The organism is Mycobacterium sp. IS-1496 (genome assembly GCF_001499995.1).
In the GTDB taxonomy this organism is placed as follows: Bacteria; Actinomycetota; Actinomycetes; order Mycobacteriales; family Mycobacteriaceae; genus Mycobacterium.
The window spans coordinates 55635-82125 of sequence record NZ_LQIU01000001.1 but is presented as its reverse complement, the minus strand read 5'-3'; the positions used below and the strand labels follow the sequence as shown (position 1 = coordinate 82125).

The window sequence follows — 26491 nt, the reverse complement described above, 5'->3', positions numbered from 1 at the left end:
CAACCAGTCAGACGGTGTGGCCGATCACCTTGTCGGCGGCGAGTTGGGCGATTTCGTCCGCCGTCAGCCCCAGTTCGGTGAGAAGTTCCTCGGTGTGCTGCCCGAGCAGGGGCGCCGGGTGGCGGTGGAAGCGCTGCGGCCCGGCCGACAGCCGGAACGGCAGCGAACTGTGTGGCGTCGGACGGTTCACCGGGTGGCCGACCTCTTCGAAGAAGCCGCGGTGGGAGAGTTGCGGCAGTTCGGTCTGCCGGTGCGGTTGCATCACCTTCGCCACCGGAACACCTGCCTGCCATAGGCATTCGACGATGTCGTCGGCGCTGCGCTCCCCGCACCACTGCGCGAGGCGTTCGTCGATGTCGTCGTGCGCGGCGCGGCGGCCGTCCCGGGTCGCGAGCGCGCGGTCCGACGCCCAGTCGGCGGCGCCGATGGCCGCGCACAACGCATCCCACTGTGCGTCGGTGGCCACGGCGATCGCGACCCAGCTGTCGGGCCTGCCGAACTCGTCGATGTCGCTGCTGCGGTAGAGGTTCTGCGGTGCCGCGGTCGGCCCGCGGTTGCCCGCGCGCTGGAGCAGCGCTCCGTAGGCGCTGTACTCGATGACCTGTTCGGCCGCGACGTTGAGCGCGGCGTCCACCATGGCGGCCTCGACCAGGACGCCCTGTCCGGTGCGACGCCGGTGCTCGAGCGCCAGCAGCAGACCGTTGAGCGCGTGGACTCCGGCGTTGGGATCACCCACCGAGTACGGCTCGTTGGGGTTGCGGTCGGCATAGCCGGTGAGCCAACTGATTCCGGCCGCGGCCTCGATGACGTACGCGAACGCCGGGTTGTCCCGCCACGGCCCGTCGAGCCCGAAGCCGGGCATCCGCAGCATGATCGCGTCGGGGCGCAACGCCGAGACGGCGGCGAAGTCGAGGCCGAGGTGGTCGAGCACCCTGGGGGTGAAGTTCTCGACGACCACGTCGGAGGTCTCGATCAGGCGGTTGAGCAGTTCACGTCCGCGCGGGGTGTGCAGGTCGAGGGTGATCCCCTTCTTGTTGGTGTTCAGCCCCGAGAAGATCGGCGACTTCTCCCACCACTGCTCTTCGGTGGCGGGGATGCCGGCGATCAGCCGGGTGCCGTCCGGGCGGCGGGTGGACTCGACGTGGATGACCTCGGCGCCGAGCAGAGCCAGGATGTGGGTGCACGACGGACCCGCCCAGAACGTCGTCAGGTCGAGCACGCGCAGCCCCTCGAACGGCAACCCCGGCTGCGCCGAAGATTGCGCCGAAGATTGCGCCGAAACGGACATTTGGGCGCCGAAACGGGCCTTTTTTTGACCCGTTTGTTCGTTTCGGCGATAGGTGTCGGTGTGCTCGCCCAGGCGCGGGGCGGGTTGCGGGGCGCGCAGGACCGGCGGGGTCAGCCGGTAGGGCGGGCCGGGCTGGGTGAACCCGTCGCGCGGATTGGTGACGAACGAGCCGCGTTCGACGTAGTGGTCGAGGGTGGCGACGTTCTCGCCGTTGGCCACCGGCGCGTTGGGGATGCGGAACGCCGACGCGAGGTCGCGGATCTCGTCCACGGTCTGCTCGCCCACCCAGGCGTAGAGCTCCTCGGCCTTCTCGTTGGCCTGTTCGGTGATCGACAGCGGCGAGTTCTCGTCGATCCACTCGTCGTGTCCGGTCATCGCGCACAGATCGAACCACTGCTGGGCGGTGCCGCAACCGATGTCGACCAGACCGTCCTTGGCGCGGGCGATCCCGGGCACGGTGAGTTTGCGGGCGTCACGCCATGGCCGGTCCAGCATCTGGTGGTAGGTCACCGGATAGTAGGTGAGGCCGAGGATCTGCGTCTCGAGCATCGACAGGTCGATCAGCTCGCCGACACCGCGGGCCCGGCCGGCCAGCGTCGCGGCGCTCGCGTACGCACCGGCGAGGTACTCGCCGATCTGTCCGCCGACGTACACCGGCGCACGGTCCGGGGCGCCGCGGCCCAGCCCGACGATCCCGCCCGACCACGCCTGCAGCGTGAATTCCGTTGCCGGACGGTCCGTCCACGGGCCGTCGAGGCCGAACGGGGTGATCGCGGTGACGATCAGGTCGGGGTGGCGCCGGTGCATCGCGGCCGGCGCGAAGTCGGGATGCTCGGCGACCGCCGACCCGCGCGACCACACCACCGCATCGGCCGACGCCAGCAGATCGTCGACGAACGCGGTGGCCGAGGATTCGGTGGGGTCGGCCACCACGCTGCGCTTCGAGCACGCCAGGTACGAGAACAGTGCGCCGTCACCGCCGGTGTCGGCACCCGACGCCGACCAGCGGCGCAGCGGATCACCCTCGGGCGGCTCGACCTTCACCACCTCGGCGCCGCCGTCGGCGAGCAGTTTCGTGCAGTAGCCGCCGGCGATCCCAGTGGACAGGTCGACGACGACGAAGCCGGAGAGCGGAGGCTCGGACAACAGCAGCCCTAGTCCTTCTTGGCCCGGTTGCGCTTGCTCAACCGGAATTCGGGCGGGAACTTGCTGTCGTTGTCGTTGACCGCGGCCGACAGCCCGGAGTCGATCGACTCGAACATGTCCAGATCGTCGTCGCTGTCGTTGGCGACACCGTTGCCCATCGACTCGAAGAACGCCGACAGCAGACTGCCCATGTACTCGCCCTGCTGCTGCTTGAAGATCTCGAAGAACATCTTCTGCTGGAACACGGTGTCCACCGGGCGGTTCCGTGCGCACGCCAGCGCGTACTTCTCGGTCTCGGCCTCCAACTGGTCGCGCGCCACCACCTTGTTGAGGAAGTTGCAGTCATACATCTCGGCGGCGGTGAACGGGCGGCCGGTGAAGACCATCTCCTGGAACTTGCGCAGCCCCATCATCTGCACCCACGTCCACATCCGCGGACCCCAGCCGTGATAGCGGAACGACGGATGACCGAACAGCGCGTCGTCGGAGGAGATCACCAGATCGGCGTCGGCACACTGGTAGAAGTGCCAGCCGTAGCAGTAGCCCTTGGCCTCGACGATGCTGATCTTCTTGAAATCCTGCAGCGCCCGGTTGCCGGCCTGGGAGTTGGCGTACCACGAGCTGATGGTGGCCCCGTTGCGGAACGTGCCCTTCGGCGGATAGGTCACCTCCCCCACACCGTCGTCCTCGAGCCGCAGCTCGGCCAGGCGCGCCGCCGGGTTGTCGTTGCCCTCCATGAACTCCGGCAGATCGGCACCGCTGCCCAGGTTGTCGCCGACGCCGCGGATGATCACCACCTTGACGTCGTTGTCGGCGTTGGCCGCGCGCAACACGTCCGCGTACCGCAGTCGCGCCAACGATGTCGGCGCGTTGAGGAACTCGGGCCGGTTGAACGTGATGGTCGCGATCTTGGTCTTCGGATTCTTCTCGTAGAGGATGATCTCCTCGGGAGACGGCCGCCTGCTCTCCGACACGTGGTTCCTCTCAGCCGATTCCGGCGGTTGTCTGCGCCCACCCGGGGCTGGACGTCAACACTTCGGGTCCGTCGTCGCCGATCAGCACGGCGTCGCGGTGGAAGACCGCGCCGACGCCCGGCTCCCACACATACGCCGTGACCGCCAGCACCGTGCCAGGGTCGAGGCGCTCGTCGGCCGAGGTCTGCGGCAGGTCCGGCGAGATCACCGGCGGATCGAAGCCCAATCCGAGGCCGTGCGCCACGGGAATCGGCGGCAGCGCCTCGCCCGCGGCCTCGTAGGCGGTGAGCAGGTCGGCCGCCGACGCACCGGGACGGCAGACGTCGATCAGACGTTCCACCAGGTCGTTCGAGCGGCCGAACAGCGCATCCGCGCCGGGGACGTCACCGACCGGCCAGGTGCGGCCGACCTCGCCGACGTAACCGTCGGCCAGCGCCCCCGCCGCGAACGCCACCAGGTCGCCCTCGGCGATCCGGCGATCGCGCCGACCGACGCGCCAGGCGTGCTCGCGCGAGGTGATCCACGCCCCGTCCTGGGTGGCCGAGGTGCTGTAGCCGCCCGCCGTCATCGCCTCCATGAGCACGCCGTTGAGCGCCTGTTCGGTGGTTCCCACCGCGATTTCGGACACGGCCGCGGCCAGGCCGCGTTCGGCGACGGTCAGCGCGCCGCGCAGCACGCGCAGTTCGTCGGCGGTCTTCGTGCGGCGCGCAGCCTTCATCGCGGTCTCGGCGTCGACGAGTTCGGCGTTCGGGAACGCGATCGGCAGCAGCTGCGCGAATGTCGGTGAGATCGCATCGGTCCCGACACGTTTCGCGTCGTGAGCGCCCTTGATGCCCTTGAGTACCTCGATGATCGTCATCGGGTTCCAGGCCAGCCCGTACAGCCGATCGTGGCCGATCTCCTCCGGGATGCCCTCGTCCCAGCTGCTGTTGAGGTGGATCTCGCCGGTGGCCCGGACGACCACGCAGATCGGCGCGAACGGGCGGGTGCCCGCGACCCAGAGCTGCGGCGCGCCGGTCACGTAGCGCACGTTGGCCTGGCGGCCCAGCACGAGCACGTCCAAGTCGTGGGCCTCCATCTGGGCCAGCGCGCGTTCGCGCCGGCCGGTGCGGAGGGCGAGGTCGTCACAGACGATTTCGATTGCCATGTCGCGCGTCTCAGTTCAGTCCGTAGGGGGCGTAGGGGTAATCGGTGATCGACTGGTAGCCGTCCTCGGTGATGATCACGATCTCCTCGCTGCGGTAGCCCCCCGTGCCGTCCTCCCAGACGACGGGTTCCAGCACCAACAGCATGTTCGCCGGGAACACGAAGTTGTCGTCGAACTCCTCGCCGAGATCGGTTCCGATCATCGGCATCTCAGCCGCGTTGGTGCCGATTCCGTGGCCGAGGTAGAAATGCGGCAGCCACGGTTTCTTCCCCCCGTTCGCGGCGATCGCGGCGCGCGCCAGGTCGCCCGACGTGGCGCCCGCTTTCGTCACGGCCAGGACGGCGTCGAGGATCTCGCGCCATTTCGCGAAGTTCGCGTTCTGTTCGGGCGTGGGGTCCTCGCCCACCACCCAGGTACGCCCCCAGTCGGAGCAGTACCCCTCGAACGTGATGCTGATGTCCGTCCACAACACGTCGCCCTTGGCCAGGGGCTTCTCCGTGGGCAGCAGGGGCAGCGCCAGGTCACCGGTGGTGGTCCACACCGCACCGCTGCTACGAGTCGTCGGCATCACCTGCCAGATCGCCTCGATCATGTTCGTGGTCGCACCGAGTTCGAACGCCCGCCGGACGAAGCGCGCCGAGAGGTCCATCTGGCTCACGCCGGGGGCGACCGCCGGCTGGACGTCGAGGAGCGCCTGTTCGGTGATGCGGCAGGCCCGTCGGACGCCGGCGATCTGGTCGATGGTCTTGACGAGCTTGGCCGGTCCGACCACCTGAGCGGCGTCCGACGGCGGACCGGCCGGGAAAAGCCGGTCCGCGGCGCGGCGCATCGCTCCGGTCAACTCGTCGACGGCGACCGTGGCGCCCGCCGGGATCAGGTCGGCCAACACCTGCGCGAACCGGTCCACGCCCTCGTCGAATTCGAGGTACAGCGGTCCGTGCACGTGGTCGTCGGGGACCTCGGAGTCGAACGCGCTGCCCTCGCGGAACGGCATGTACAGGTGCGGGTGCTCGTCGTCGGCCAGCACGATGGCCACCGGACGTTCGACGTGCGAGAGTCCAGCGTCGAGCAGCGGCCAGCTGGCGCCGGTCGCGTAGACCACGTTGCCGTTGCCGAGCAGGACCAGGGCGTCGACGCCCTTCTCCCGCATCGACGCCCGCAGCCGCGCGCCGCATTCGCGGTACATCCTGGCGCGGTCGGGGACGTCGGGAATGTCGAGGAGCGCAGAACCGGCTGTCATGGTCGCTGTCACTGAAGCCCCAGGAACTTCTGCACGTTGCCGCTGACGATCTTGACCGCGTCCTCCGGGCCGACCGCCTCGACGACGGTGGCCAACGACTTCTCCGAGTAACCGAACGTGCTCTCGTTGTGCGGGTAGTCGCTCGACCACATCACGTTGTCGACGCCGATGCGGTCGATCAGGCGCAGGCCGAGCGGGTCGACCATGAACGATGCGCTCATGTGGTGGTCCCAGTAGTGGCGCACGTCGTGTTCGAGCTGGTGGTTGAACATGTGCCGGTAGGAGGCCAGCATGTGCTCGGCGTCCTGCAACGCGGTGGGCACCCAGGCGATCCCGCCCTCGAACCAGCCGACCTTCAGTGACGGGTGGCGGTCGAGGATGCCGGAGAAGACGTATTTGGCGAACTGTTCGCGGAACGAGTCGACGTTGACCATCATGCCGACCACGACGCTGTTGTTCTGGCACGGCGTCTTCGGCGGCGTCTCGCCGATGTGATGGGTGACCGGCAGGCCGGCGGCCTCGATCTCGTCCCAGACCGCGTCCATCGTGGTGCTGCCGTAGTCGTAGATGTTGCCGTCGTCGTCCTTACCCGGGTTCAGGGGCAGCAGGAACGTGCGCAGCCCCAACGACTTCAGCTCCTCGAGGGTGCTGCGGGTGCCCTTGGGATCCCACCAGTTGATCAGGCCGACACCGTAAAAGTGGCCGTTGGAGCGCTCCTGGAGATCGGCGATGTGCTCGTTGTAGATGCGGAACACCCGCTCCCGCAGACCCTTGTCCGGGTAGTGGAACAGCGCCAGCACCGCGTTCGGGAAGGCGAGCTCCTTGTCGATGCCGTCCTCTTTGAGCTCGCGGATCCGGGCCTCGATGTTGTTCGACGCCGCGCCGGCCAGGTCGTCGTATTGCATCAGCACCCGGCCGAAATCTCCGCCGGTCCAGGCCTTGCCCTTCATGCCGACCATGTAGGCGCCGTCTTCGTACCAGATGCGCGGGGCGGCGCCCTTGAGCTCCTCGGGGAAGCGTTCGTAGAAGATGTCGTCGGCGACGGAGATGTGGTTGTCGGCCGAGAAGATCTCGGTGCCCGCGGGGAGGCCGGTCACCTGGCCGGTCGAGTGGCCTTGCCGGTGCTTGGGGGCGCCGAAGCCTTCGGGTGGATAGAGGGTGGTGCTGGGGGCTGACATCTGAGGCACTCCAATCGGACTGTCGGACAACCTGTTACCAGGTCACGGGAAGTTCGTAGACGCCGTAGGCGAGGCGGTCGTGTTTGAACGGCACCTCGTCGAACGGGATGGCCAGGCGCATCGTCGGGATGCGGCGCAGCAGAGTGTGGAAGACGATCTGCAGTTCGGCGCGGGCGAGCTGCTGTCCGACGCACTGGTGGCGGCCGTAGCCGAAGCCGAGCTGCTGACCGGCGTCGCGGCGAAGGTCCAGCTTGTCGGGTTCGGGATAGGCGGTGGCGTCCCAGTTCGCCGGGGCGAGGTCGAGAATGATCCCCTCTCCCGCGCGGATCGTCTCCCCGGCGATATCGATGTCCTCGGTCGCGACGCGCCGCTGCCCGTTCTGGATGATCGACAGGTAACGCATCAACTCCTCGACGGCGTTGGCGATGGCCTTCGGATCGTCTGTGTCGCGCAGGAAGTCGGCCTGCTCGGGGTTCTCGATCAGCGCGAGGATGCCGATACCGATCATGTTGGCGGTGGTCTCGTGCCCGGCGATCAACAGGCCGGTGCCCAACTGGGCGGCCTCCTTGACGCTGATCTCACCGGCCGTGACCCGCTCGGCCAGGTCGGACACCGCGTCCTCGGCGGGGTTCTCCATCTTCTTCTCGACGAGGTCGATCAAATACTTGTGGAGGCTCATCGCCCCCTTCTGACCGTCGGCGGCGCTGGCGTAGCGGGCCAGCCCGACGTTGGCGTGGTGCTGGAAGAACTCGTGGTCTTCGTACGGCACGCCGAGCATGTCGCTGATCACCCTGGTCGGCACCGGCAGCGCGAGTTTGGCGACCATGTCGGCGGGCTGCGGGCCGGCCAGGATCTCGTCGAGGCACTCGTCGGTCACCTGCTGGATCACCGGGCGCAGACCCTCGACGCGCTTGAAGGTGAACGGCTTCGACAGCATCCGGCGGAACCGGGTGTGCTCCTCGGCGTCCGAGGTGAACACCGACCGCGGGCGCTTGTTGACCGTGGACAGCATGTGCTCGTTCCAGTGCGGGAAACCCGGCAGGCGGTCGTCGACGCTGACGCGCGAGTCGGCGAACAGCTCACGGGCCACCGCATGGCCGGTGATCAGCCACGGGGTGCTGCCGTCCCAGATCCGCACGCGTGAAAGCGGTGTGGCCGCGCCCATTTCGAGCATCTGCGGCGGTGGTGCGAACGGGCAGGCCGCCGCGCGTTCCATCGGATAGTCCGGGATGTCAGCGGAGACTTCGGCGGTTCCGGTCAACGTGTCCGACACATCACTCCTCGAGGTGGATGGCTAGGGCTGGGCAGGCGGCGGCCGCGTTGCGCACGTCCGCCTCCTGGTCGGGGTCTGGGTGTTCGACGAGCAGTTCGACGACCCCGTCGTCGTCACGCTGGTCGAAGACGTCGGAGGCGTTGAGCACGCACTGGCCCGACGACACGCACTTGTCCTGGTCGACGGTGACCCGCATCAGGGCACCTCGGTGACGGGGGCCTGCCAGAGCCCGACGATCGCGTCGATGAGACCCGACGCCGCCGCCGCCCAGGAGGCGCGCGGTACTGCCACACCTTCGGCGAGGCCGCGCTCACGCTCGGCGCAGCTGTGCATCAACAGGTTCCGCCCCATGACGTTGCGTTCGGCGCGGACGTCGGGCGGCAGGTCCGGCAGGCACCCGGCGATCCCGTTGATCACCTCGACCAGCGACGGCGACGACAGCGCGTCGCGCACGATCATGCTGTGGTAGGCGGGGTCGGTCATCACCTGGGCGGCGAACCGCGCATACCAACTCGGGTTGCCGAGTTCGGCCAGGTGGTCGGTCAGCGGCCGGACCAGACAGGCCACCCAGTCGCGCATGTCGGGTGCCGGACCGAGGTCGGCCACCATCTTCTCGCGCAGCCGCTCGATCGGCCCGCGGTGTTTGAACTCGATGGCCCGGACCAGGTCGGTCTTGGTGCCGAAGTGGTAGCCGACCGCGGCGTTGTTCCCCTGTCCCGCCGCCTCGCTGACCTGGCGGTTGGAGACGGCGAACACGCCGTGTTCGGCGTAGAGACGTTCGGCGGCCCGCAGGATCGCCTCCTGGGTGCTGTTGGCACGCTCGGCCCGCGCGGTCCTCGCTGTGGTCACGCTCACAGTCAACTCTTGCGCACGGCTTAAGTCAAGCGACTGATTTAAAGTCACGCCTGCCCGCCATTGGCGGTGGACGCGGGCTCGGCCTTGCGCGGGATGATCTTCCCGGCGATGGTGCCGCCCTCGACGGGCAGCACGATGCCGGTGACGTACCGCGAACGGTCGGTGGCCAGGTACAGCGCGGCTTCGGCGACGTCGTCGGGCGTGCCTTCGCGCTTGAGTGGACGGTCGTCGCGCATCTGCGCCCGGATCCTGGCCTCGAACCTCTCGAGCCGCTCGCGGTCCTCCCCGGTGGCCGAGGACTGCAGGATCGGTGTGGGGATGTTGCCCGGTGCGATGCAGTTCACCCGGATCTCGTAGTGCGCCAGCTCGATCGCCGCGCACTTCGTGAAGTGCAGAATGGCCGCCTTGGACGCCCGGTACACCGGGACCCCGCCGCCGGCCTGGATCCCGCCGATCGAGGAGAGGTTGATGATCGACCCGCCGCCGTGCTCGGACATGTACCGGCCCGCGTCGCGGGTCCCCGCCATGATGCTGAGCAGATTCACCCGCATCACCCGGTCGAACTCGTCGAGGTCCTCGTTGAACAGGCCGCGCCGCAGCGGGCTGGAGATGCCGGCGTTGTTGACCATGACGTCCAGCGCGCCGAACCGTTCCACCGCGACGTCCACCAGTGCTCGGACCTGTTCCTGGTCGCCCACGTCGGTGTGGTGGAACACGGCGTTCGGACCGGCCTGCGCCGCCAGGGCCTCGCCGAGTTCGTCCTGCACGTCGGCGATGACGACCTGGGCGCCCTCGGCGACGAACCGTTCGGCGATCCCCCGGCCGATACCCGATGCGCCCCCGGTGACGATCGCGACCTTGCCGAGCAGTTCGTTGTTGGGTCGCGTGACCATCAGGCGGACACCTTTCGTTGGGAGACGTCGGCGAAGAACTCGAAGAGCAGCTCGGTGACCGCGGCCGGTTGCTCGATCTGCGGGCAGTGCCCGGCGGCGGGGACGACCGCCGACCGCGCACCGGGGATCTGGCCGGCGATCTCGGCGGCCCATCCCGGCGGCAGCAGTTTGTCGCGCTCCCCTTCGACGATCAGGGTGGGCACGGCGATGCGGTCGTACGGCCGGGTGGCCGACGGCGGTGGTGGCGGCTCCAGACCGGGCCTGCGAAACCGTGCCGCCGCCAACGATTCCCAGGCCCCCGGGGCGATGGAGGATTCGTAGCGCCGCTGCACGTAGTCCTCGTCGGCGGCATACGACGGGTCGGCGAACAGCGCGGTGACGATCCTGCGCATCCCGTCGAGCGTCGCGTCGTAGTCGTACAGGGCGTCGGCGTGCTCGTTGCGCTGGATGGTCCCGCCGCCGCAGAGCGCCACGAGGCTGCGGGCGGGCAGCACCGGCGCCCCGGACGTGGCGTCGACGAGCAGGTTGATCGCCCCCATCGAGTTGCCGACGACATGCGCCGAGCGCACGCCGAGGACCTCGCAGAACCGGGCGATGTGCCGGATTCGCATCCCGCGGCCGTCGGTGAAGTCGACGACCTTCGCCGACCGGCCGAACCCCAGCATGTCGGGAGCGAGCACGTGGTACCGCTCGGCCAGTACGTCGATCACGCGCTCCCAGCCGAGTTCGGCGGAGGCGCCGAATTCCCCGCCGTGCAGCAGCACGACCGGATCGCCCTGTCCCGCTTCGAGATAGCCGGTGGTCAGTCCGTCGACGGCGACCGACTTGCGCTGGAAGCTCACTTCGCCGTCCGGTGTGCCTGCGCGAACGTCAGCACCTGATTGGCCAGCAGGTCGAGTTGGTTGCGCACCGGTTCGTCGACCAGCACTCCGCCGTCGTCCCAGATGGCGTCCGCCGAGTTGATCGCCACACCGAGCGGCGTCGGCCAGGCCCGCAGCGCGTGGCCGATCGAGCGCAACTGCCCGAGCGTGTTCACCGCCGCCTGCCACCCGTACGCGCAGCTGATGCAGCCCCACGGCGTGTTGTCGAGATAGACCCGCGGGTCCTCCCGCAGATCCTCGATGTAGTCGAGCGCGTTCTTCACCAGACCGGAGATCGCCCCGTGGTACCCCGGTGACCCGACGACGACCGCATCGGCATCCCTAAGCGCGGCAACGAGTTCCAGCGCACCCGGGGTGCGCTCGAGCTGGTGCGGTGCGTACATCGGCAGGTCGAGGTCGGGGCCGGCGAACATCCGGGTGCGCCCGCCCTGGCGTTCGACGGCCTCCAGGCAGTACCGCACCGCCCGCTCCGTCGACGAGTTGGCGCGCAGGGTGCCGCCGAGCCCGACCACCAGCGGGCCGTCGTCTATCGCGGTCATCGTCTCCCCCGTCACTTGATGGCGATCGGATTGAGCGGCGCCCCGACCGCACCGGTGACCCGTAACGGCGGTGCGATGAGCTGGAATTCGTACACCCCGTCGGCGGCGCAGTCGGCGGCCAGCGCCCCCAGATCCCAGTACTCGCCGAGCATCAGGCCCATATCGCGCAGGCACAGCATGTGCATCGGCAGGATCGTGCCCTCGACCCCGGACACCGGATCCTCGACCATGAGGTTGTCGGCGGCCACCGCGGCCACCTCCCGCTCGTGCAGCCACGACGCGCAGCGCCAGTCCAGCCCGGCGTACGGTTCGGTGCCGTCACCGGCCTCCAGGAACCGGTCCCACCAGCCGGTCCGGATCAGCACGATGTCGCCGCTGCCCACCGAAACCCCCTGTGCGCGAACCACTTCGTCGAGTTCGTCGGGGGTGATCGGCTCACCGTGTTCGACGAACACGTCCGCACCGCGGTGACGCACCAGGTCCAGCAGGACACCGCGCGAGGTGATGCCCTTGCTGTCGACCTTGTCGATACCGCAGTGGAACGCGCCCTGGCTGGTCACCGACTCGGCCGGGAACCCGTTGTAGAGCCGGTCGTCGTAGTAGACGTGCGACAGCGCATCCCACTGGGTCGCCGCCTGCAACGGCATGATGATCATGTCGTCGTTGAACCGGAAGGGGTTGTCGACGAAATACCCGGCGAGCTGTTGGGCGACGGTGTTCTTCAACCACTGAGGGCCGTACTGCACCAGCGTGTTCGCGTCGCCGCCGTCGACGGTCATCACGTGCATCGGGTTGGGCCGGTACTGGAACGCCCCCTGCGGGCCGGCCGAGCCGAAGTCGACGCCGAGCGGGAAAACCTTGCCGTGCCGGACCAGACGCGCCCCCTCTGCCACCTTGTCCGCGGTGATGAAGTTCAGCGTGCCGAGTTCGTCGGCCTCCCCCCAGCGTCCCCAGTTGCGCAGCGCGTCCCCAGCGCGGCGGAATTCGTCGAGTGTGGCCACGTCACGTCCCTTCTGAAGTCTCTTCCAAGGTCGCGGCCACCCGGCCCGCGAGGTTTCCACCGTCGACCCAGATGACCTGGCCGGTGATGTAGCTGGCGGCGTTGCTGCCGAGGAATATCAGGACCGCGGACTGCTCCTCCGGATCCGACACCCGACCGAGCGGTTTGGGGATGTCGTCGAGGAACGCCGGTCCGTAGGCGGTGCGCAACTGGTCGAGGATCGGCGTCTCGGTGACGCCGGGGCCCGTGCAGTTGATGCGGACTCCGCGGGCGCCGAGCGGACCGGCGCTGCGCATGGTGTAGAGGATGAGCGCCTCCTTGGCCAACCGGTAGCCGCCGTCGGCGAGCTCCTCGGGATGCGCTGCGCACCAGGCGATCCCGTCCTCCATGGTGGCCGTCTGCACCAGTCCGGCCGTGGTGCGCGCGTTGTCGAGGTACGACGCCGCGGCGAGCGACGACACGCTGACGATCGCCGATCCCGGCCGCATCCGCGGCAGCAGTGACTCGGTGAGATGCCGGGTGCCGAGGAAGTTGATCCGCGCCACCAGCGGCGGATCGCCGATGCCCGAGGACACGCCCGCCACGTTGAACAACACGTCGACGTCCCCGCCGATGGTTCCCACCGCGTGATCGATGGATGCCTCGTCCGAGAGGTCGAGCTCGCCGAATTCGTCGAGATCCACCGCGGGCCTGCGCATGTCCAGACCCACCACCTCGGCGCCGAGTTCGCTCAACTGCCGCACGAGGTGCGCGCCGATACCCGACGCGCACCCGGTGACGACAACCCGCTTACCGTCGTAACGCCACAGCCGGTCGATGTCACCCACGTGAGTCGGCCTAGCCCGACGCTTCCTTGACGGCCCTGGCCTGCTTCTCCTGCTCGGCGGCCTTCACCCGGCCCTCGTTGATCTCGGCCATGGCCTCCGGGATCTCGCCCGCGGTGAACTTGCCGCCGCGGCCGGTGGGCAGGCCGCCGAACGAGTACGTCTCGTCGAACATGGGCGCGTCGGACGGCTGGCGACGGGCCTCGACCTTCTCGATCACCGGCGCGAGGCGCTTCGCCTTGTCCTTGACCGCTTTCTCGTCGCGTTCGATGAACTCGGGCAGGATCTCCTTGCCCATGATCTCGATGGACTCCATCGTGCCCTCGTGGCTGCGCGGGTTGAGCAGCAGGATGATCTCGTCGACGCCGCTGGCCTCGTAGCCCCGCAGGAATTCGCGCACGGTGTCGGGTGAGCCGATGGCGCCGCGGCCGGGTCCGTACGCCAGGGTCGGATCCTCTTTGACCGCGTCCTGGTAGAGCTCCCACACGCCGGTGCGCCCGGGTGTGTGCATACCGGTCAGGTAGTAGTGCATGATCCCGAACGAGAAGAATCCGCCGCCGATGCCGAGCCGCTTGAGCGCCTCCTCGTCGGTCTTGGCCACCATCATCGACAGGTCGCCGCCGATGGCCAGCAGGTTCGGGTTGATCGCCGGGGTGACCGGCGTGCCCTTCTCCTCGAAGTCCTTGTAGTAGCCGTCGACGCGGTCCTTGAGGGCTTCCGGGCCGGTGTAGGCGAAACTCAGTGCGCCGATGGCCTTCTCGGCGGCCATTCCGACCGACGACGGGCGGGTGCAGGCGACCCAGACCGGCGGGTGCGGGCTCTGCAGCGGTTTGGGGATCACGTTGCGGGCGGGCATCTCGACGTGTTCGCCCTTGAACCCGGTGAACGGCGCCTCGGTCATACAGCGGATCGAGACCTCGAGGGCCTCCTCCCACATGCTGCGCTTGTCGGCCGGGTCGATGTTGAACCCGCCGAGTTCGGCGACGGACGATCCCTCACCGGTGCCGAATTCGACGCGGCCGTTCGACAGGTGGTCGAGGGTGGCGATCCGCTCGGCGATCCGCGCGGGATGGTTGATCGGCGGCGGCAGGTGCATGACGCCGAAGCCGAGCCGGATGTCCTTGGTGCGCTGGCTCGCCGCGGCGAGGAACATCTCCGGCGCGGTCGAGTGGCAGTACTCCTCCAAGAAGTGGTGCTCGGTCAGCCAGACCGTCGAGAAGCCCGCCTTGTCGGCGGCCTCGACCTCGTCGAGGCCGTGCTGGAACAACTGGTGCTCGTCATCCTCCGACCACGGCCGCGGCAGCGGGAATTCGTAGAACAGCGAGATTTTCATGTGCTACCTCCGATGGGTGACGGCCCTGGACTGGGTTGAGCGTGGTCCTGTGATGGGCTGGAGACGGACTGAGGTCGGGCGGCGGCGTGTTTGGCGGCGATGTAGCCGAACGTCATGGCGGGGCCGATCGTCGCGCCCGCGCCGGCGTAGCTGCGGCCCATCACGGCGGCGGAGTTGTTGCCCACCGCATACAGACCGGGCACCACCGAGTCGTCGTCGCGCAGCACCCGGGCGTGCTCGTCGGTGCGCAGGCCTCCGGACGTGCCGAGGTCGCCGAGGATGATCTGGAACGCGTAGTACGGCGGTTTGCCCAGCGGGTGCAGGTTGGGGTTCGGCAGCGTGGGGTCGCCGTAGTAGTTGTCGTACGCGCTGTCACCGCGGTTGAAGTCGTCGTCGTGCCCCTTGCGGGCGAGTTCGTCGAACCGTTCGGCGGTCCGGCGCAGGTTCTCGGCGGGCACGCCGATCTTGCCCGCCATCTCCTCCCACGAATGGGCTTCCTTGACCACGCCGGAGTCCAGCCACGCCTTGGGCACCTTCCAGCCGGTGGGCACCGGGGCGAACGGCACCTTCGGGATGGGCAGGTGGCCGCCCACCACGTAGCGGTGGAACGAGCGGATGTCGGTGATCAGCCAGCACGGGATGTGGGTGACGCCGGAGCGCTGGCCGTCGATCATCGCGTGCGCGAAATCCATGTACGGCGCGGCCTCGTTGATGAAGCGCCTGCCGTCGCCGTTGACGACGAACTGCGCCGGCATCATGCGTTCGTTGAGCATGAACTGCAACCGGCCGTCGGGCCAGCACATCGCCGGGAACCACCACGCCTCGTCGAGCAGTTCGACTGCGGCGCCGACCTTCTCGCCGGCGCGGATACCGTCACCGAGGTTGGCCGGGTTGCCGAAGCTCCAGTCCTTCTCCAGCACCGGCAGATGCTGCCTGCGCCAGTCCATGTCGTGGTCGAACCCGCCTGCGGCCAGGATGACGCCGCGGCGCGCACCGATACGGACGGCGCGCCCGTCCTTCTCGACGACCGCACCGACCACCTCGCCGTCGGGACCGGTGACCAGTTCGGTCATCGGGGCGCTCAGCCACAGCGGGATGTTCTCCTGCTTCATGGCCAGACGCATCCGCGCGGCCAGCGACTGGCCGATCGCGGCCATCCGGTCGCCGAACACCCGCGCCCGCACCATCCGCCAGATCAACTTGACCAGCACGGCTTTACCGCGCCAGTTCTGCCGGACCTGGTAGAAGAGGCGAAGATCCTTGGGCGCGAACCAGATCCCCTTCGGCGCCAGCGCCAGCGGCTGGAGCAGGTGCTGTTCCTCGTCCCCGAGTTCGCGCAGGTCGATGGCGGGCACGTTGATCGTGCTGCCGAGTTCCGAGCCGCCCGGCAGTTCCGGGTAGTAGTCGGCGTAACCGGGCTTCCACACGAATTCGAACCAGGGGCTGAGGTTCTCGAGGAACTCCATCATCTGCGGGGCGGCGTCGACGTAGGTGCGCAACCGCGCATCGCTGACCAGCCCGCCGGTGATCTGCTTGAGATACCCGAAGACCGCCTCCGGATCCGGGGTGTAGCCGGCTTTGCGCTGAGACGGCGCGCCGGGCACCCAGATTCCGCCGCCCGACAGCGCCGTGGACCCGCCGAAGTGCGCGGCCTTCTCGACCACCAGGGTGTCGAGCCCGCAGGCATTCGCGGTCAGCGCGGCCGTCATCCCGCCGCCTCCTGAGCCGACCACCAGCACGTCGACCTGCCTGTCGAAGTTCACGCGAGCACCGCCGTCCGGATGGCGAAACCCGCGATCAACTCGGGTGCGGCCCGGTAGAAGCGGAACCGGGTGCGGTAGTCACCGCTGGTCGCCAGCGCCGCGAAAGCGGCCACCCAGGTGCGGATCTCGTGCGCGGAGTTCCCGCCCTCGCGGGCGATGAAGGCGTTCGACCACCCGTCGAGGTCCGACAGCCGGCCCTCGTCGAGGATCTCCAGGAAGGTGGCGTCCCACGCGGGGTTGAGCGGCTGCAGCGGACTCTGGCCGTGCGCGAAGGCCTGCGCCGCGTCGATCACCGCGGACTGCCGGGCCATTCGCGCCTCAGCGCTCATCGGCGCGCCGTGCACGATGCGGTCGAGCGCCGCGGGTGGAGCGGTCGCCAGGGTGGGGACCGGGGGGTCATGGGACAGCCCACCCGACCCGATCACCAGGATGCGCTTGTCGAGCGTCGCGAGGTACCTGCCGATCGCCGCGCCGAGCAGCCGAGAGCGGCGCAGCGGACCCAACGGTGTGGCGACGGAGTTGATGAAGACGGGGACGACGGGACGGGCGGTCGCCTCGCCGAACAGGTTCTGCAGCGGTTGCACGGTGCCGTGGTCGACGTCCATGCTCGCCGAGATCGCCACGTCCACATCGGCTTCCAGCACCGCGGTGGCCAGTTCCTCTGCGAGGCCCTTCGGCACGTCGAGTGGTCCGGCGTGGCTGCCGTAGTCGCCGACGCCCTGCGCGGACGTGCCGACGCAGAACGGAGGCATGACCTTGTAGAAGAACCCGTTGTAGTGGTCCGGGGAGAACGTGACCACCAGTTCCGGGTCGAATTCGGCGACGAAGTCGCGGGCGACGGCCAGCGCCGTCCCGATGTCGTCAAGGAGTTCCCGCGACGGTCCCGGAAGATTCAGGAGCGGACTGTGCGACATGCAGCACAGGGCGATCTGCGCCATGGTGACCATTGCCTCCTCCCTGGGTCAGATGGAGCACCCCGAACAGGGCGGTGCTCACTTCGGGGGCGCGCTGGGCGATGCAGGCGCCGGCGATGCAGCGATCGGGGCGGAGGAACAGCACCGATTCGGCGTGCGCGTCGAACCAGCCCTTCAACGCGCCGGTGCGGTCGCCGACCACGGTGACGTCGGGATCGTCGTGACCGGTCCAGTGCAGTTGCGTCGACGGTCGTGCGGCGATGAACCGCGCGCCCAGGGCTTTCCACCGGTCGAAGATGTCGGCGCCGAGCAGGGCGCGCGGGTTGTTGTTCCAGCACAGCACCGCGAAACCCGTGCCGAGCACCTCGTCGAGCAAGACGTTCTGCTCCTCGCGGGTGTCGACGCGCGGCTGGACGAACAGGGTCCCCGTCGGCGAGGTCGGTGACGGCGCCTCCGGGTGGAAGACCGCGCCCTGCTCGTACCGGGGCATCGGTTTGAACCGCATCTCCAGCACATAGCGCTTGAGGGTCGGGACGACCGAGGCCCCGCGGATCAGCTTGTCGCGCACTGCCGCGACACGGCGGTTGGTCGGTGAGATGACCCGGCCGACCATGGTCGACAGGTCGATCATCGCCCTGGCGTGTTTGCGGCGTTCGACGTCGTAGGTGTCGAGCAGCGCATCACCGGCACGGCCGTTGACCACCGCGGCGAGTTTCCAGCCGAGGTTCGCCGCGTCGCGGATTCCGCTGTTGTAACCCTGCCCCTGCCACACGGGCATCAGGTGCGCCGCGTCGCCGGCCAGGAACATCCGGCCCTTCCGGAAGGCGCCGGCGATCCGGGAGTGGTGGGTGTACAGCCGGTGCCGGATCACCTCGACGCGTTCGGGATGCGGCACCAGCAGGCCCAGCATCCGGTGGATGAACGCGGGGTCCTCGGCCTGCTCGTCGGTCTCGTCGGCGTGGATCATGAACTCGAACCGGCGGATCCCGTGTGCGATCGAGATCGAGGCGTACGGACGGGCCGGGTCCGCGCCCACCTCGCTGTTCGGATGGCCCAGCGGATCGTTGGCGATGTCGACGACCAGCCAGCGCGTCGGCGAGGTGGTGCCGTCGAACGACACCCCCATGAGGCGCCGCGTCGCACTGCGGCCACCGTCACAGCCGACCAGGTAGCGCGCCCGCACCGGCGTGGGGTCCCCCTCCAGCCGCACCGTCACGCCGTCCGCGGTCTGCTCGCATGCGGCCATCCTCTGCCCCCACCGCACCTCGACGTGGGGGAATCGCGCCAATCCGGCGTGCAGTTCGGCGTCGACCATGGGTTGGACGAACCCGTTGCGCTTTGGCCACCCGAACCGCGCGTCCGGTGGCGCCATCTCGGCGAGCAGTCGGCGGTTCCCGTCGAAGAACCGCAGGATCTGGTTCGGCACGGTGTGTGGCAAAACCTTGTCCACCAGGCCGATCGCCTGGAAGGTCCGCAGCGCCTCGTCGTCGAGTCCGACGCCGCGGGGATAGTCGATCAGCGTGGCCCGCTCCTCGACGATCACGGTGCGCACGCCGTGGCCGCCGAGGATGTTGGCCAGCGTCAGCCCCACCGGGCCCGCGCCGACGATGACGACGTCGATGTCCGTCGTGGCCTGCCTCATCAGCGCCCCAGCAGGAAGTCGACGTGTAACCGGTTGAAGGTCTTGGGATCCTCGTACTGCGGCCAGTGACCGCAGCCGGGCATCACCTCGAACCGGGCCCCGGGGATCATCGACGCGATCCGCCGTCCCTCTTCGACGTCGGCAGTCGGGTCGTCACTGGTCCACACGACCAGCGTCGGCGCGGTGATCTTGCCGTACTCCTCGGGGCCGAGCAGGTTGCGTGCGCGGATCTCGGGGTCCTGCAGCGCCATGATGTCGCGCATCGCGGCGACGAATCCCGGTTGGCGGTAGACGCGCTGGCGGCTGGCGACGATGTCGTCGTATCCCTTGCTCTTGTCGGCCATCAACCACTTGACGCGGGCCTGGACCGTCTCCCAGCTGGGATCCTCGGCGGCCGCCATGGACAGCGTGACGATGCGTTTCATGACCTCGGGATCGGCCTGCGAGCCACCGGCGGTGTTGAGCACCAACCGGGTCACCCGGTCGCCGTGGTCGGCGGCCAGGCGGGCGGCGACCCACCCGCCCAGCGATTCCCCACTGATGTGGGCCTTCTCGACACCGATGGCATCGAGGAAGGCACGTAGATGGTCCACGTAGTGGCGGATCTCGAGGGGGTGTCCGGGTTTGTCGGTGTAGCCGTGTCCCAGCATGTCGATCGACCAGGTGGAGAAGTGCTCGGCATGCGCCTCGAGATTGCGGACGTAAGCCTCGGCGTGGCCGCCCGACCCGTGCAGGAAGACCAGTGCCGGGTTGTCGGTCCCGCCGGCGTGCAGGTAGCGCGTACGCACCCCGCGGACGTCGAGGTAGCCCTGCGAGAACGCGACACCCTGCAGGTCGCTCCAGACGCTTTCGTGCTCGGCCACGGAGCCTCGCTCTCCCCTCTGCGGTGGAAATGTCATTCTCGCTTTGCGGTAGTGCAGCGTGCTAATATCGCTCACTAATGTGCACTATGTTAAGAGCATCACTCTCACGATGACGTCTGTCAAGGGAACGGGCGGCACGGGAGCCGAGGGAAATGTGCCCGACAAACTCGCGGCGGGGTCGCAGACCCTGGCGAGGGGTCTGTCGGCGCTGCAGGCCGTGGCCACCGCACCGAGTGGGCTCACGGTGCAGCAGGTGGCCGACTACGTCGGCGTGCACCGCACCATCGCCTACCGGCTTCTCGGCACGCTCACTCAGTTCCGCTACGTCGCCAAGGGCGAGGACGGGCGATACCGGCCGGCGGCCGGCCTGGCGCTGCTCGGCTCGTCGTTCGACAACAACGTGCGGGCGCTGAGCGTTCCGGTGCTGCGCGGGCTCGCCGACGAACTCGGCACCACGGTCTCCCTGCTCGTCGCCGAGGGTGACCAGCAGGTGGCGGTCGCGGTCATCAGCCCGACGAATGTGTACTACCACTTGTCATTCCACGAGGGCAGCCGGTATCCGCTCGACCGCGGGGCCGCCGGTATCGCCCTGCTGGCGAGCATGCCGCCGCGCGCGGGCGAGCGGGATCTGGTGCCCCAGGCCCGCGAACAGGGCTGGGTGATCACCCACGGTGAGGTGGAGCCCAACACCTACGGCTTGGCGGTGCCGGTGCGCCGTCGGCCGCCCTCACCGCCGACGTGCATCAACCTGATCTCGCACCGGGAGGACGTCGTGCTGGGCGGCAAGGACGCGGTGATCACCGCCGCCAAGGAACTCGCCGCCATCCTCTGACGAGGGTGCGTCCCGACAGGAAGGACCTGAAGTGAGGGCTTGGGATCACGAGACCGACGTCGTCGTACTGGGCAGCGGGGGCGCCGGTCTGGCCGCGGCACTCACCGCCGCCGTACACGGCGCCGCGGTCGAGGTGTACGAGAAGGCGCCGACGGTCGGCGGGACCACCGCGGTCTCCGGCGGCATCGTGTGGATCCCCGCACACGACCGCGCCTCGGACGAGTTGACCGTCGAGGACGCGCTGGCCTACCTGAAGGCCCAGTCACTCGGCGTGATGGACGACGACCTGGTCGACACGTTCGTGCGGACCGGGCCACGGATGCTCGAGTTCGTCGAGGCACACAGCGGCCTGCGCTTCTCGGTGGCCGAAGGCTTCCCCGACTACAAACCCGAACTCCCCGGCGGCCGCCCCGGCGGCGGCCGGTCACTGTCGGCCGCGCCTTTCGACCTCGCGCGGTTGGGGCCGTGGCGCGACCGCATCACCTCGTTCCCCGCCGATTTCAGCAACGTCGGCATCGACGCCGAGACCCGCGCCCGCATCCACGCCTCGGTGGACGAGACACTGGAGGATCCGTGCGTGGCCGGTACGGCGCTGATCGCCGGCCTGCTCAGAGGCCTGCTCGACGCCGGCGTCACGCCGCAGACCGAATCGCGCGCCGTCGAGTTGATCGCCGACGACGGGCGCATCGTCGGTGTGCGAATCCAGCAGCCCGACAAGGAGATCCGGGTGCACGCGCGACGAGCCGTCATCCTCGGCACGGGCGGGTTCGAATGGGACCGCACGCTCGTCGAGGCGTTCCTGCGCGGACCGATGCGCGGACCGGTCTCCCCGCCCAACAACACCGGTGACGGCCTGCGGATGGCGATGGCCCACGGCGCCGACCTGGCCAACATGGGCGAGGCGTGGTGGGTGCCGATCGTGCAGATCCCCGGCGACACCATCGACGGACATCCCCGCAGCCGCAGCGTCCGGTTGGAGCGCACGCGGCCGCGCAGCATCATCGTCAACCGGGCCGGCAGACGGTTCGTCAACGAGGCCGGGGAGTACAACTCGATGGCCGGGGCGTTCCAGTACCTCGACCCCCGACACGGTTACGTCAACGATCCGGCGTGGATCGTGTTCGACTCGCTGCACCTCAAGAAGTACGGCTTCCTCGCGGTGGAACCCGACGGCCCCGCACCGGACTGGTATTCGAAGTCGGCCGACCTGACCGAACTCGGCGAGAAGACCGGCATCGACGCGGACGGGCTGGCGCGCACACTCGACGACTGGAACCACCACGTCGCCGAGGAACGCGACCCCGAATTCGGCAGGGGCGCCAGCGCGTACGACGGCTACTGGGGCGACCCCCATGCGCCCAGTCCGGCGCTGCAGACCCTGGGTCCGATCGACACCCCGCCGTACTACGCCGTCCCGGTGGGCATCGGCGCGATGGGCACCAAGGGCGGGCCGCGCACCGACCGCGACGGGCGGGTGTTGCACGTCGGCGGCACCCCGATCCCCGGCCTCTACGCGGCGGGCAACGCCATGGCGGGTGCGACGGGTAAGGCCTATGGCGGCGCGGGCGGGACACTGGGTCCGGCAATGGTTTTCGGGGTCCGTGCCGGTCACGCCGCGGCGACGGGCCGGTCCCTGCCCTCCTGACGCGGTAGTCGGGTGGCTACCCTGTCAGTCGTGGTCTCCGCAGCGCCCGACCGGCGGTTCTCCGATGTGCGGCGTAGTGCCGCGCAGGGCCGCATCCTCGATGCCGCGCTCGCGCTGATCGCCGACCACGGCGTCGGTGGGACATCACTGCAGATGATCGCCGACCGCGTCGGCGTCACCAAGGCCGCGGTCTACCACCAGTTCAAGACCAAGGACGAGATCGTCATCGCGCTCACGGAGCGGGAACTCGGATGGCTCGAGGAGGCGCTGGAGTCCGCCGAGGCCGAGTCCGACCGTCAATCGGCGCGTGAACTGCTGCTCACCCGGGTGGTCCAGTTGGCCGTCGAGCGCAGGCGGATGGTGAGCGTGCTGCAGTTCGACCCGGTCATCATCCGGATGCTCGCCGAGCACGAACCGTTCCAGCGGTTCATCGACCGCCTGTACGCCGCGATCCTCGGAGAGGAGACCGGTGCGCGGGCGCGCGTCCACGCGGCGATGCTCTCGGGCGTCATCAGCGTGGCGGTGATGCACCCACTGGTCGCCGACCTGGACGACGGCACCCTGCGCGAGGAGTTGCTGCACGCGATGCGCCGCATCGTCGACCTGCCCGGCTGACTCAGCGCTCGATGCGGACCGCGAACAACTGCTCGGCCGCGCCGTAGGGATCCTGGGTGCCGTCGGCGACGAGTTCGGCGAGGCGGTCGAGTTCGGGATGGGTCCGCAGCAGGGTGTGCGCCAGCGACAGGATCTGCGTCCTGGCCCTGGCGGTGCGCCGCTGCGCGGTGTCGTCGCGATGGTGGGCGTCGATCGCGTCCACCAGCTCGGGCACCCCGTCGCCCTGTGCCGCAACGAGTTTGAGGATCGGGACGCCGACCTCGCCGCGGAGGTCGCGCACCGTCTGATCGGCGCCTTCGCGGTCCGCCTTGTTGACCACCACGATGTCGGCGACCTCGAGCAGACCCGCCTTGGCGGCCTGCACGGCGTCACCGGCGCCGGGGTTGAGCACGACCACGGTGGGGTCAGCGATCGCGGCGATCTCGATCTCGGACTGTCCGACGCCGACCGTCTCCAGGATGATCAGGTCGTAGGACAGCGCGGCCAGCAGGCGGATCGCGGCGGGGACCGCTGCGGCCAACCCGCCTAGATGCCCGCGGGTGGCCACCGACCGGATCAGCACGTCGGGATCGTTGATGTGGGCCGCCATCCGGATGCGGTCCCCCAGCAGCGCGCCGCCGCTGTAGGGCGAGGACGGGTCGACGGCCAGCACCGCCACCCGCAGTCCGCGTTGCCGGTATGCGGTGACCAGCGCCGCGACCGTCGTCGACTTCCCCGCACCGGGCGGACCGGTGAGACCGACGACGCGCGCCCGGTGGTGAGCGAGTGCGGCGAGCACCTCGTCGCGGCGGGCGCCCTCGACCAGGCTGAGCAGCCGGCCGGCGGCGCGGGTCGACCCGTTGCGCGCGGCGGCGATGAGCTCGTCTACGTCCATGTGCACCCCACCCTAGGCCTCACGACCTCAACTGCCGGGCACCTCGATCACGGTGGCGGAGCCCATGCCGCCGCCTGCGCACATGGCCGCGACACCGATACCTCCCCCGCGACGGCGCAACTCGTGCACGAGCGTCACCAGCATGCGGGCACCCGTCGCGGCCACGGGGTGGCCCAGCGAACACCCGCTGCCGCTGACGTTGACCTTGGCCGGATCGATGTCGAGCATCTTGACGGTGGCCACGCACATCGCGGCGAACGCCTCGTTGATCTCGAACAGGTCGACGTCGGAGAGCGAGATGCCCGCCCGCTTCAGCGCTTTCGGGATCGCCTCGACGGGGGCGAGCCCGGTGAACGCGGGGTCGACGCCGACCGACGCCCAGGCCTTCACGGCACCGAGTGCGGGCAACCCGAGCCGGTCACTGGCCAGCGCCAGCGCCGCGGCGCCGTCGTTGGCGCCGCACGCATTGCCCGCGGTGATCGAGAAGCCCTCGATCTCGGGGTGCAGCGGTTTGAGTGAGGCGAGCTTCTCGAAGCTGGTGTCGCGGCGGGGATGCTCGTCGGTGTGGAACAGCCCGTAGGGCGTCTCGATGGGAACGATCTCGTCCTTGAAGCGGCCGTCGTCGATGGCCTGGATCGCCTTGCGGTGTGAGTCGAGCGCCCACTGGTCCATCTCCTCGCGGCTGACCCCCGCGCGCACGGCCGCGTTCCAGCCCACCGTGATGGACATGTCCATGTTCGGGGCGTCGGCGCGGTCGGGGTGCGTGGGCGGGAACCAGTCGAGCATCGCGGCGTCCTTCGCGCTGCTCGCCCGGCGGGTGAACCGCGGTGTGGTGGAGGCGGAGTTGACCCCACCGGCGATCACGAGCTGGTCCATCCCCGCGCGGATGCTCGCCGCTGCGCTCTGCACGGCGGCCTGACCGGCCGCGCAGTGGCGGTTGTTCGACAGGCCGGGCACGGAGGTCAGCCCCGCGGTGATCGCGGCGTGGCGGGCGATCACACCACCGCCGTACAGCCCCTCGCCGAGGACGACGTCGTCGATCTGACCTGCGGGCAGATCTTCGGCTGCGGCTCCGACGACGTGTTCGGCCAACGCGTAGGCGTCGGTGTCGCGAAGCGTGCCCTTCACGGCCGTGCCGATGGGCGTGCGCAGCGCAGCGACGATGACGGCTTCTGGCATGGATTGACTCCGTTTCCGCGTCGGATGAGAATACTATTCTCTCAAGAAGAGAGTCATAGTCGCAAGAAGGAGAAGCGCATGCAGATTGCCGGTAGCTCTGCGATCGTCGTCGGGGGCGCGGGAGGACTGGGTGAGGCGACGGTGCGCCGACTGCAGGGCGCCGGCGCGAAGGTGGTCGTCGCCGACCTCGCCGACGAGAAGGGCGAGGCGCTCGAGAAGGAGCTCGGGGTGCGGTACGTGCGCACCGACGCGACGTCCGAGGAGTCGGTGAACGCCGCGATCGCCGAGGCCGAGGCGCTCGGCCCGCTGCGCATCTCGGTGGACACCCACGGCGGTCCCGCCAGCGGCGGACGGCTGATCGGCAAGGACGGTTCGCCGCTGGACCTCGACGGGTTCAAGAAGACGATCGAGTTCTACCTGACCGCGGTGTTCAACGTGATGCGGCTGACGGCGGCGGCGATCGCGAAGTCGGAGCCGCTGGAGGAGGGTGGCCGCGGCGTGATCGTCAACACCGCATCGATCGCCGGCTACGAGGGGCAGATCGGCCAGCTGCCGTACTCGGCGGCCAAGGGCGGCGTGCTCGGGATGACGCTGGTGGCGGCGCGCGACCTGTCACCGCTGGGCATCCGGGTCTGCACGATCGCGCCGGGGACCATCAACACACCCGCCTACGGCAAGGCCGCCGACCAGCTCGAGCAGTACTGGGCCCCGCAGGTGCCGTTCCCCAAGCGGATGGGCCGCTCGACGGAGTACGCGCAGCTGGCGCAGAGCATCATCGAGAACGACTACCTCAACGGCGAGATCATCCGCCTCGACGGAGCGTTGCGGTTCCCGCCCAAGTGAACTCGCTGGAGGGCCGGGTGGCCTTCGTCGCCGGCGCCAGCCGCGGCATCGGCGCGACGGTCGCGAAAGCGCTTGCCGCCGAGGGGGCCGCCGTCGCGGTCGCTGCCAGGTCAGAGCAGCCGGGCAGGCTGCCGGGCACCATCGGCTCGGTGGCCGATGCCATCACCGCGTCCGGCGGTCGCGCGCTACCGGTGGCCTGCGACGTCACCGACGAGTCTTCCGTGGAAGCCGCGGTGGCCCAGACTGTTTCGGCGTTCGGCGGTATCGACGTCCTCGTCGCGAACGCCGGGGTGCTGTGGCTCGGACCGATCGAGTCGACGCCGCTGAAGCGCTGGCAGCTGTGCTTGAACGTCAACGTCACCGGGGTGTTCCTGGTGACGAAGGCGGTCATCCCCCACGTGCGGGCGCGTGGCGGCGGGTCCCTGATCGCGGTGACGACCACCGGCGTGACGATGACCGATCAGGGCTCGAACGCGTACTGGGTGTCGAAGGCCGCCGCCGAACGGCTCTACCTCGGCCTGGCGGCGGACCTGCGGGCCGACAACATCGCGGTGAACTGCCTGAGCCCCTCGCGCGTCGTGCTCACCGAGGGTTGGCAGGCCGGCGGGGCGGGAATCGAGATCCCGCCGGAGATGGTCGAGCCGCCGGAGGCGATGGCGCGCGCCGCCGTCCTGCTGGCGCGCCAGGACGCCGGCGGTATCACCGGAACGATCCAACGCTCCGAGGAGCTCATCGTCGAGCGTTGAGTCC

Annotated in this window: 25 protein-coding genes; 5 read left to right on the top strand and 20 right to left on the bottom strand. The window is 69.1% G+C overall.

Going from position 1 to position 26491, the window contains the following annotated elements; all coding sequences use genetic code 11:
* Positions 1 to 7: 7 nt before the first annotated feature.
* Genes AU195_RS00395 through AU195_RS00310 form a run of 18 tightly spaced genes read right to left on the bottom strand, consistent with a single transcriptional unit; the run spans position 8 to position 19753 of the window.
* On the bottom strand, positions 8 to 2437 hold the full coding sequence (locus AU195_RS00395; protein WP_059157338.1) for a CaiB/BaiF CoA transferase family protein: 2430 nt from the start codon (positions 2435 to 2437) through the stop codon (positions 8 to 10).
* A gap of 5 nt (positions 2438 to 2442) precedes the next feature.
* A complete protein-coding gene (locus AU195_RS00390) occupies positions 2443 to 3408 on the bottom strand; it encodes an enoyl-CoA hydratase/isomerase family protein (protein WP_059157084.1) in 966 nt (321 codons plus the stop codon).
* 10 nt (positions 3409 to 3418) lie between these two features.
* Positions 3419 to 4555: a M24 family metallopeptidase gene (locus AU195_RS00385; protein WP_059157083.1), complete on the bottom strand. Its 1137-nt coding sequence runs from the start codon at positions 4553 to 4555 to the stop codon at positions 3419 to 3421.
* A gap of 10 nt (positions 4556 to 4565) precedes the next feature.
* The gene (locus AU195_RS00380) at positions 4566 to 5795 is read right to left on the bottom strand and encodes a M24 family metallopeptidase (protein WP_502687299.1); all 1230 of its coding nucleotides are present in this window, start codon (positions 5793 to 5795) and stop codon (positions 4566 to 4568) included.
* An 8-nt stretch (positions 5796 to 5803) separates the two neighbouring features.
* Complete coding sequence (locus AU195_RS00375; protein WP_059157081.1) at positions 5804 to 6973, bottom strand: amidohydrolase family protein; 1170 nt, start codon at positions 6971 to 6973, stop codon at positions 5804 to 5806.
* Between the two features lie 34 nt (positions 6974 to 7007).
* Complete coding sequence (locus AU195_RS00370; RefSeq protein ID WP_059157080.1) at positions 7008 to 8246, bottom strand: cytochrome P450; 1239 nt, start codon at positions 8244 to 8246, stop codon at positions 7008 to 7010.
* A gap of 1 nt (position 8247) precedes the next feature.
* Positions 8248 to 8442 (bottom strand): ferredoxin, encoded by a 195-nt coding sequence (locus tag AU195_RS00365; protein WP_059157079.1) that lies wholly within the window; start codon positions 8440 to 8442, stop codon positions 8248 to 8250.
* On the bottom strand, positions 8442 to 9149 hold the full coding sequence (locus AU195_RS00360; RefSeq protein WP_059157078.1) for a TetR/AcrR family transcriptional regulator: 708 nt from the start codon (positions 9147 to 9149) through the stop codon (positions 8442 to 8444). Before AU195_RS00360 ends, AU195_RS00365 begins: the two co-directional genes overlap by 1 nt.
* On the bottom strand, positions 9146 to 9994 hold the full coding sequence (locus AU195_RS00355) for an SDR family NAD(P)-dependent oxidoreductase (RefSeq protein WP_059157077.1): 849 nt from the start codon (positions 9992 to 9994) through the stop codon (positions 9146 to 9148). The genes AU195_RS00360 and AU195_RS00355 overlap by 4 nt, the downstream gene beginning before the upstream one ends.
* A complete protein-coding gene (locus tag AU195_RS00350) occupies positions 9994 to 10836 on the bottom strand; it encodes an alpha/beta fold hydrolase (RefSeq protein WP_059157076.1) in 843 nt (280 codons plus the stop codon). The genes AU195_RS00355 and AU195_RS00350 overlap by 1 nt, the downstream gene beginning before the upstream one ends.
* Complete coding sequence (locus AU195_RS00345; RefSeq protein ID WP_059157337.1) at positions 10833 to 11414, bottom strand: NADPH-dependent FMN reductase; 582 nt, start codon at positions 11412 to 11414, stop codon at positions 10833 to 10835. Before AU195_RS00345 ends, AU195_RS00350 begins: the two co-directional genes overlap by 4 nt.
* Positions 11415 to 11425: 11 nt before the next feature.
* Positions 11426 to 12415, bottom strand: a complete 990-nt coding sequence (locus AU195_RS00340; protein ID WP_059157075.1) for a cyclase family protein — start codon at positions 12413 to 12415, stop codon at positions 11426 to 11428.
* Position 12416: 1 nt separating this feature from the next.
* Positions 12417 to 13241, bottom strand: a complete 825-nt coding sequence (locus tag AU195_RS00335; protein WP_059157074.1) for a coniferyl-alcohol dehydrogenase — start codon at positions 13239 to 13241, stop codon at positions 12417 to 12419.
* A gap of 10 nt (positions 13242 to 13251) precedes the next feature.
* The gene (locus tag AU195_RS00330) at positions 13252 to 14571 is read right to left on the bottom strand and encodes an LLM class flavin-dependent oxidoreductase (RefSeq protein WP_059157073.1); all 1320 of its coding nucleotides are present in this window, start codon (positions 14569 to 14571) and stop codon (positions 13252 to 13254) included.
* On the bottom strand, positions 14568 to 16280 hold the full coding sequence (locus AU195_RS00325; protein ID WP_502687304.1) for an FAD-binding protein: 1713 nt from the start codon (positions 16278 to 16280) through the stop codon (positions 14568 to 14570). Before AU195_RS00325 ends, AU195_RS00330 begins: the two co-directional genes overlap by 4 nt.
* Before the next feature lie 50 nt (positions 16281 to 16330).
* A complete protein-coding gene (locus AU195_RS00320) occupies positions 16331 to 17272 on the bottom strand; it encodes a 3-carboxyethylcatechol 2,3-dioxygenase (protein WP_082702925.1) in 942 nt (313 codons plus the stop codon).
* Entirely contained in the window at positions 17196 to 18890 is a 1695-nt protein-coding gene (locus AU195_RS00315; RefSeq protein WP_059157071.1) for a bifunctional 3-(3-hydroxy-phenyl)propionate/3-hydroxycinnamic acid hydroxylase, read from the bottom strand. Before AU195_RS00315 ends, AU195_RS00320 begins: the two co-directional genes overlap by 77 nt.
* Positions 18890 to 19753: an alpha/beta fold hydrolase gene (locus tag AU195_RS00310; RefSeq protein ID WP_059157070.1), complete on the bottom strand. Its 864-nt coding sequence runs from the start codon at positions 19751 to 19753 to the stop codon at positions 18890 to 18892. The genes AU195_RS00315 and AU195_RS00310 overlap by 1 nt, the downstream gene beginning before the upstream one ends.
* 109 nt (positions 19754 to 19862) lie before the next feature.
* On the opposite strand from AU195_RS00310, the gene AU195_RS00305 reads away from it, so the two are divergent.
* From AU195_RS00305 to AU195_RS00295, 3 genes are read left to right on the top strand one after another with little or no spacing between them, the layout of a single operon-like run.
* Complete coding sequence (locus AU195_RS00305) at positions 19863 to 20585, top strand: IclR family transcriptional regulator (RefSeq protein ID WP_286149070.1); 723 nt, start codon at positions 19863 to 19865, stop codon at positions 20583 to 20585.
* 31 nt (positions 20586 to 20616) lie between these two features.
* Complete coding sequence (locus AU195_RS00300; RefSeq protein WP_059157068.1) at positions 20617 to 22230, top strand: FAD-dependent oxidoreductase; 1614 nt, start codon at positions 20617 to 20619, stop codon at positions 22228 to 22230.
* A 30-nt stretch (positions 22231 to 22260) separates the two neighbouring features.
* Positions 22261 to 22845, top strand: coding sequence for a TetR/AcrR family transcriptional regulator (locus tag AU195_RS00295; protein WP_059157067.1), 585 nt, complete (start codon positions 22261 to 22263; stop codon positions 22843 to 22845).
* Position 22846: 1 nt separating this feature from the next.
* Here AU195_RS00295 and meaB read toward each other — a convergent pair whose 3' ends face one another.
* Both meaB and AU195_RS00285 read right to left on the bottom strand, forming a co-directional pair.
* Positions 22847 to 23719: a methylmalonyl Co-A mutase-associated GTPase MeaB gene (gene meaB, locus AU195_RS00290; protein ID WP_059157066.1), complete on the bottom strand. Its 873-nt coding sequence runs from the start codon at positions 23717 to 23719 to the stop codon at positions 22847 to 22849.
* 27 nt (positions 23720 to 23746) lie between these two features.
* Positions 23747 to 24898, bottom strand: a complete 1152-nt coding sequence (locus tag AU195_RS00285) for a thiolase family protein (protein ID WP_059157065.1) — start codon at positions 24896 to 24898, stop codon at positions 23747 to 23749.
* 78 nt (positions 24899 to 24976) lie between these two features.
* Between AU195_RS00285 and AU195_RS00280 the strand changes: the two genes are divergently transcribed.
* Both AU195_RS00280 and AU195_RS00275 read left to right on the top strand, forming a co-directional pair.
* Positions 24977 to 25741 (top strand): SDR family NAD(P)-dependent oxidoreductase, encoded by a 765-nt coding sequence (locus tag AU195_RS00280; protein ID WP_059157064.1) that lies wholly within the window; start codon positions 24977 to 24979, stop codon positions 25739 to 25741.
* The gene (locus AU195_RS00275) at positions 25738 to 26487 is read left to right on the top strand and encodes an SDR family NAD(P)-dependent oxidoreductase (protein WP_059157063.1); all 750 of its coding nucleotides are present in this window, start codon (positions 25738 to 25740) and stop codon (positions 26485 to 26487) included. Before AU195_RS00280 ends, AU195_RS00275 begins: the two co-directional genes overlap by 4 nt.
* Positions 26488 to 26491: the final 4 nt, after the last annotated feature.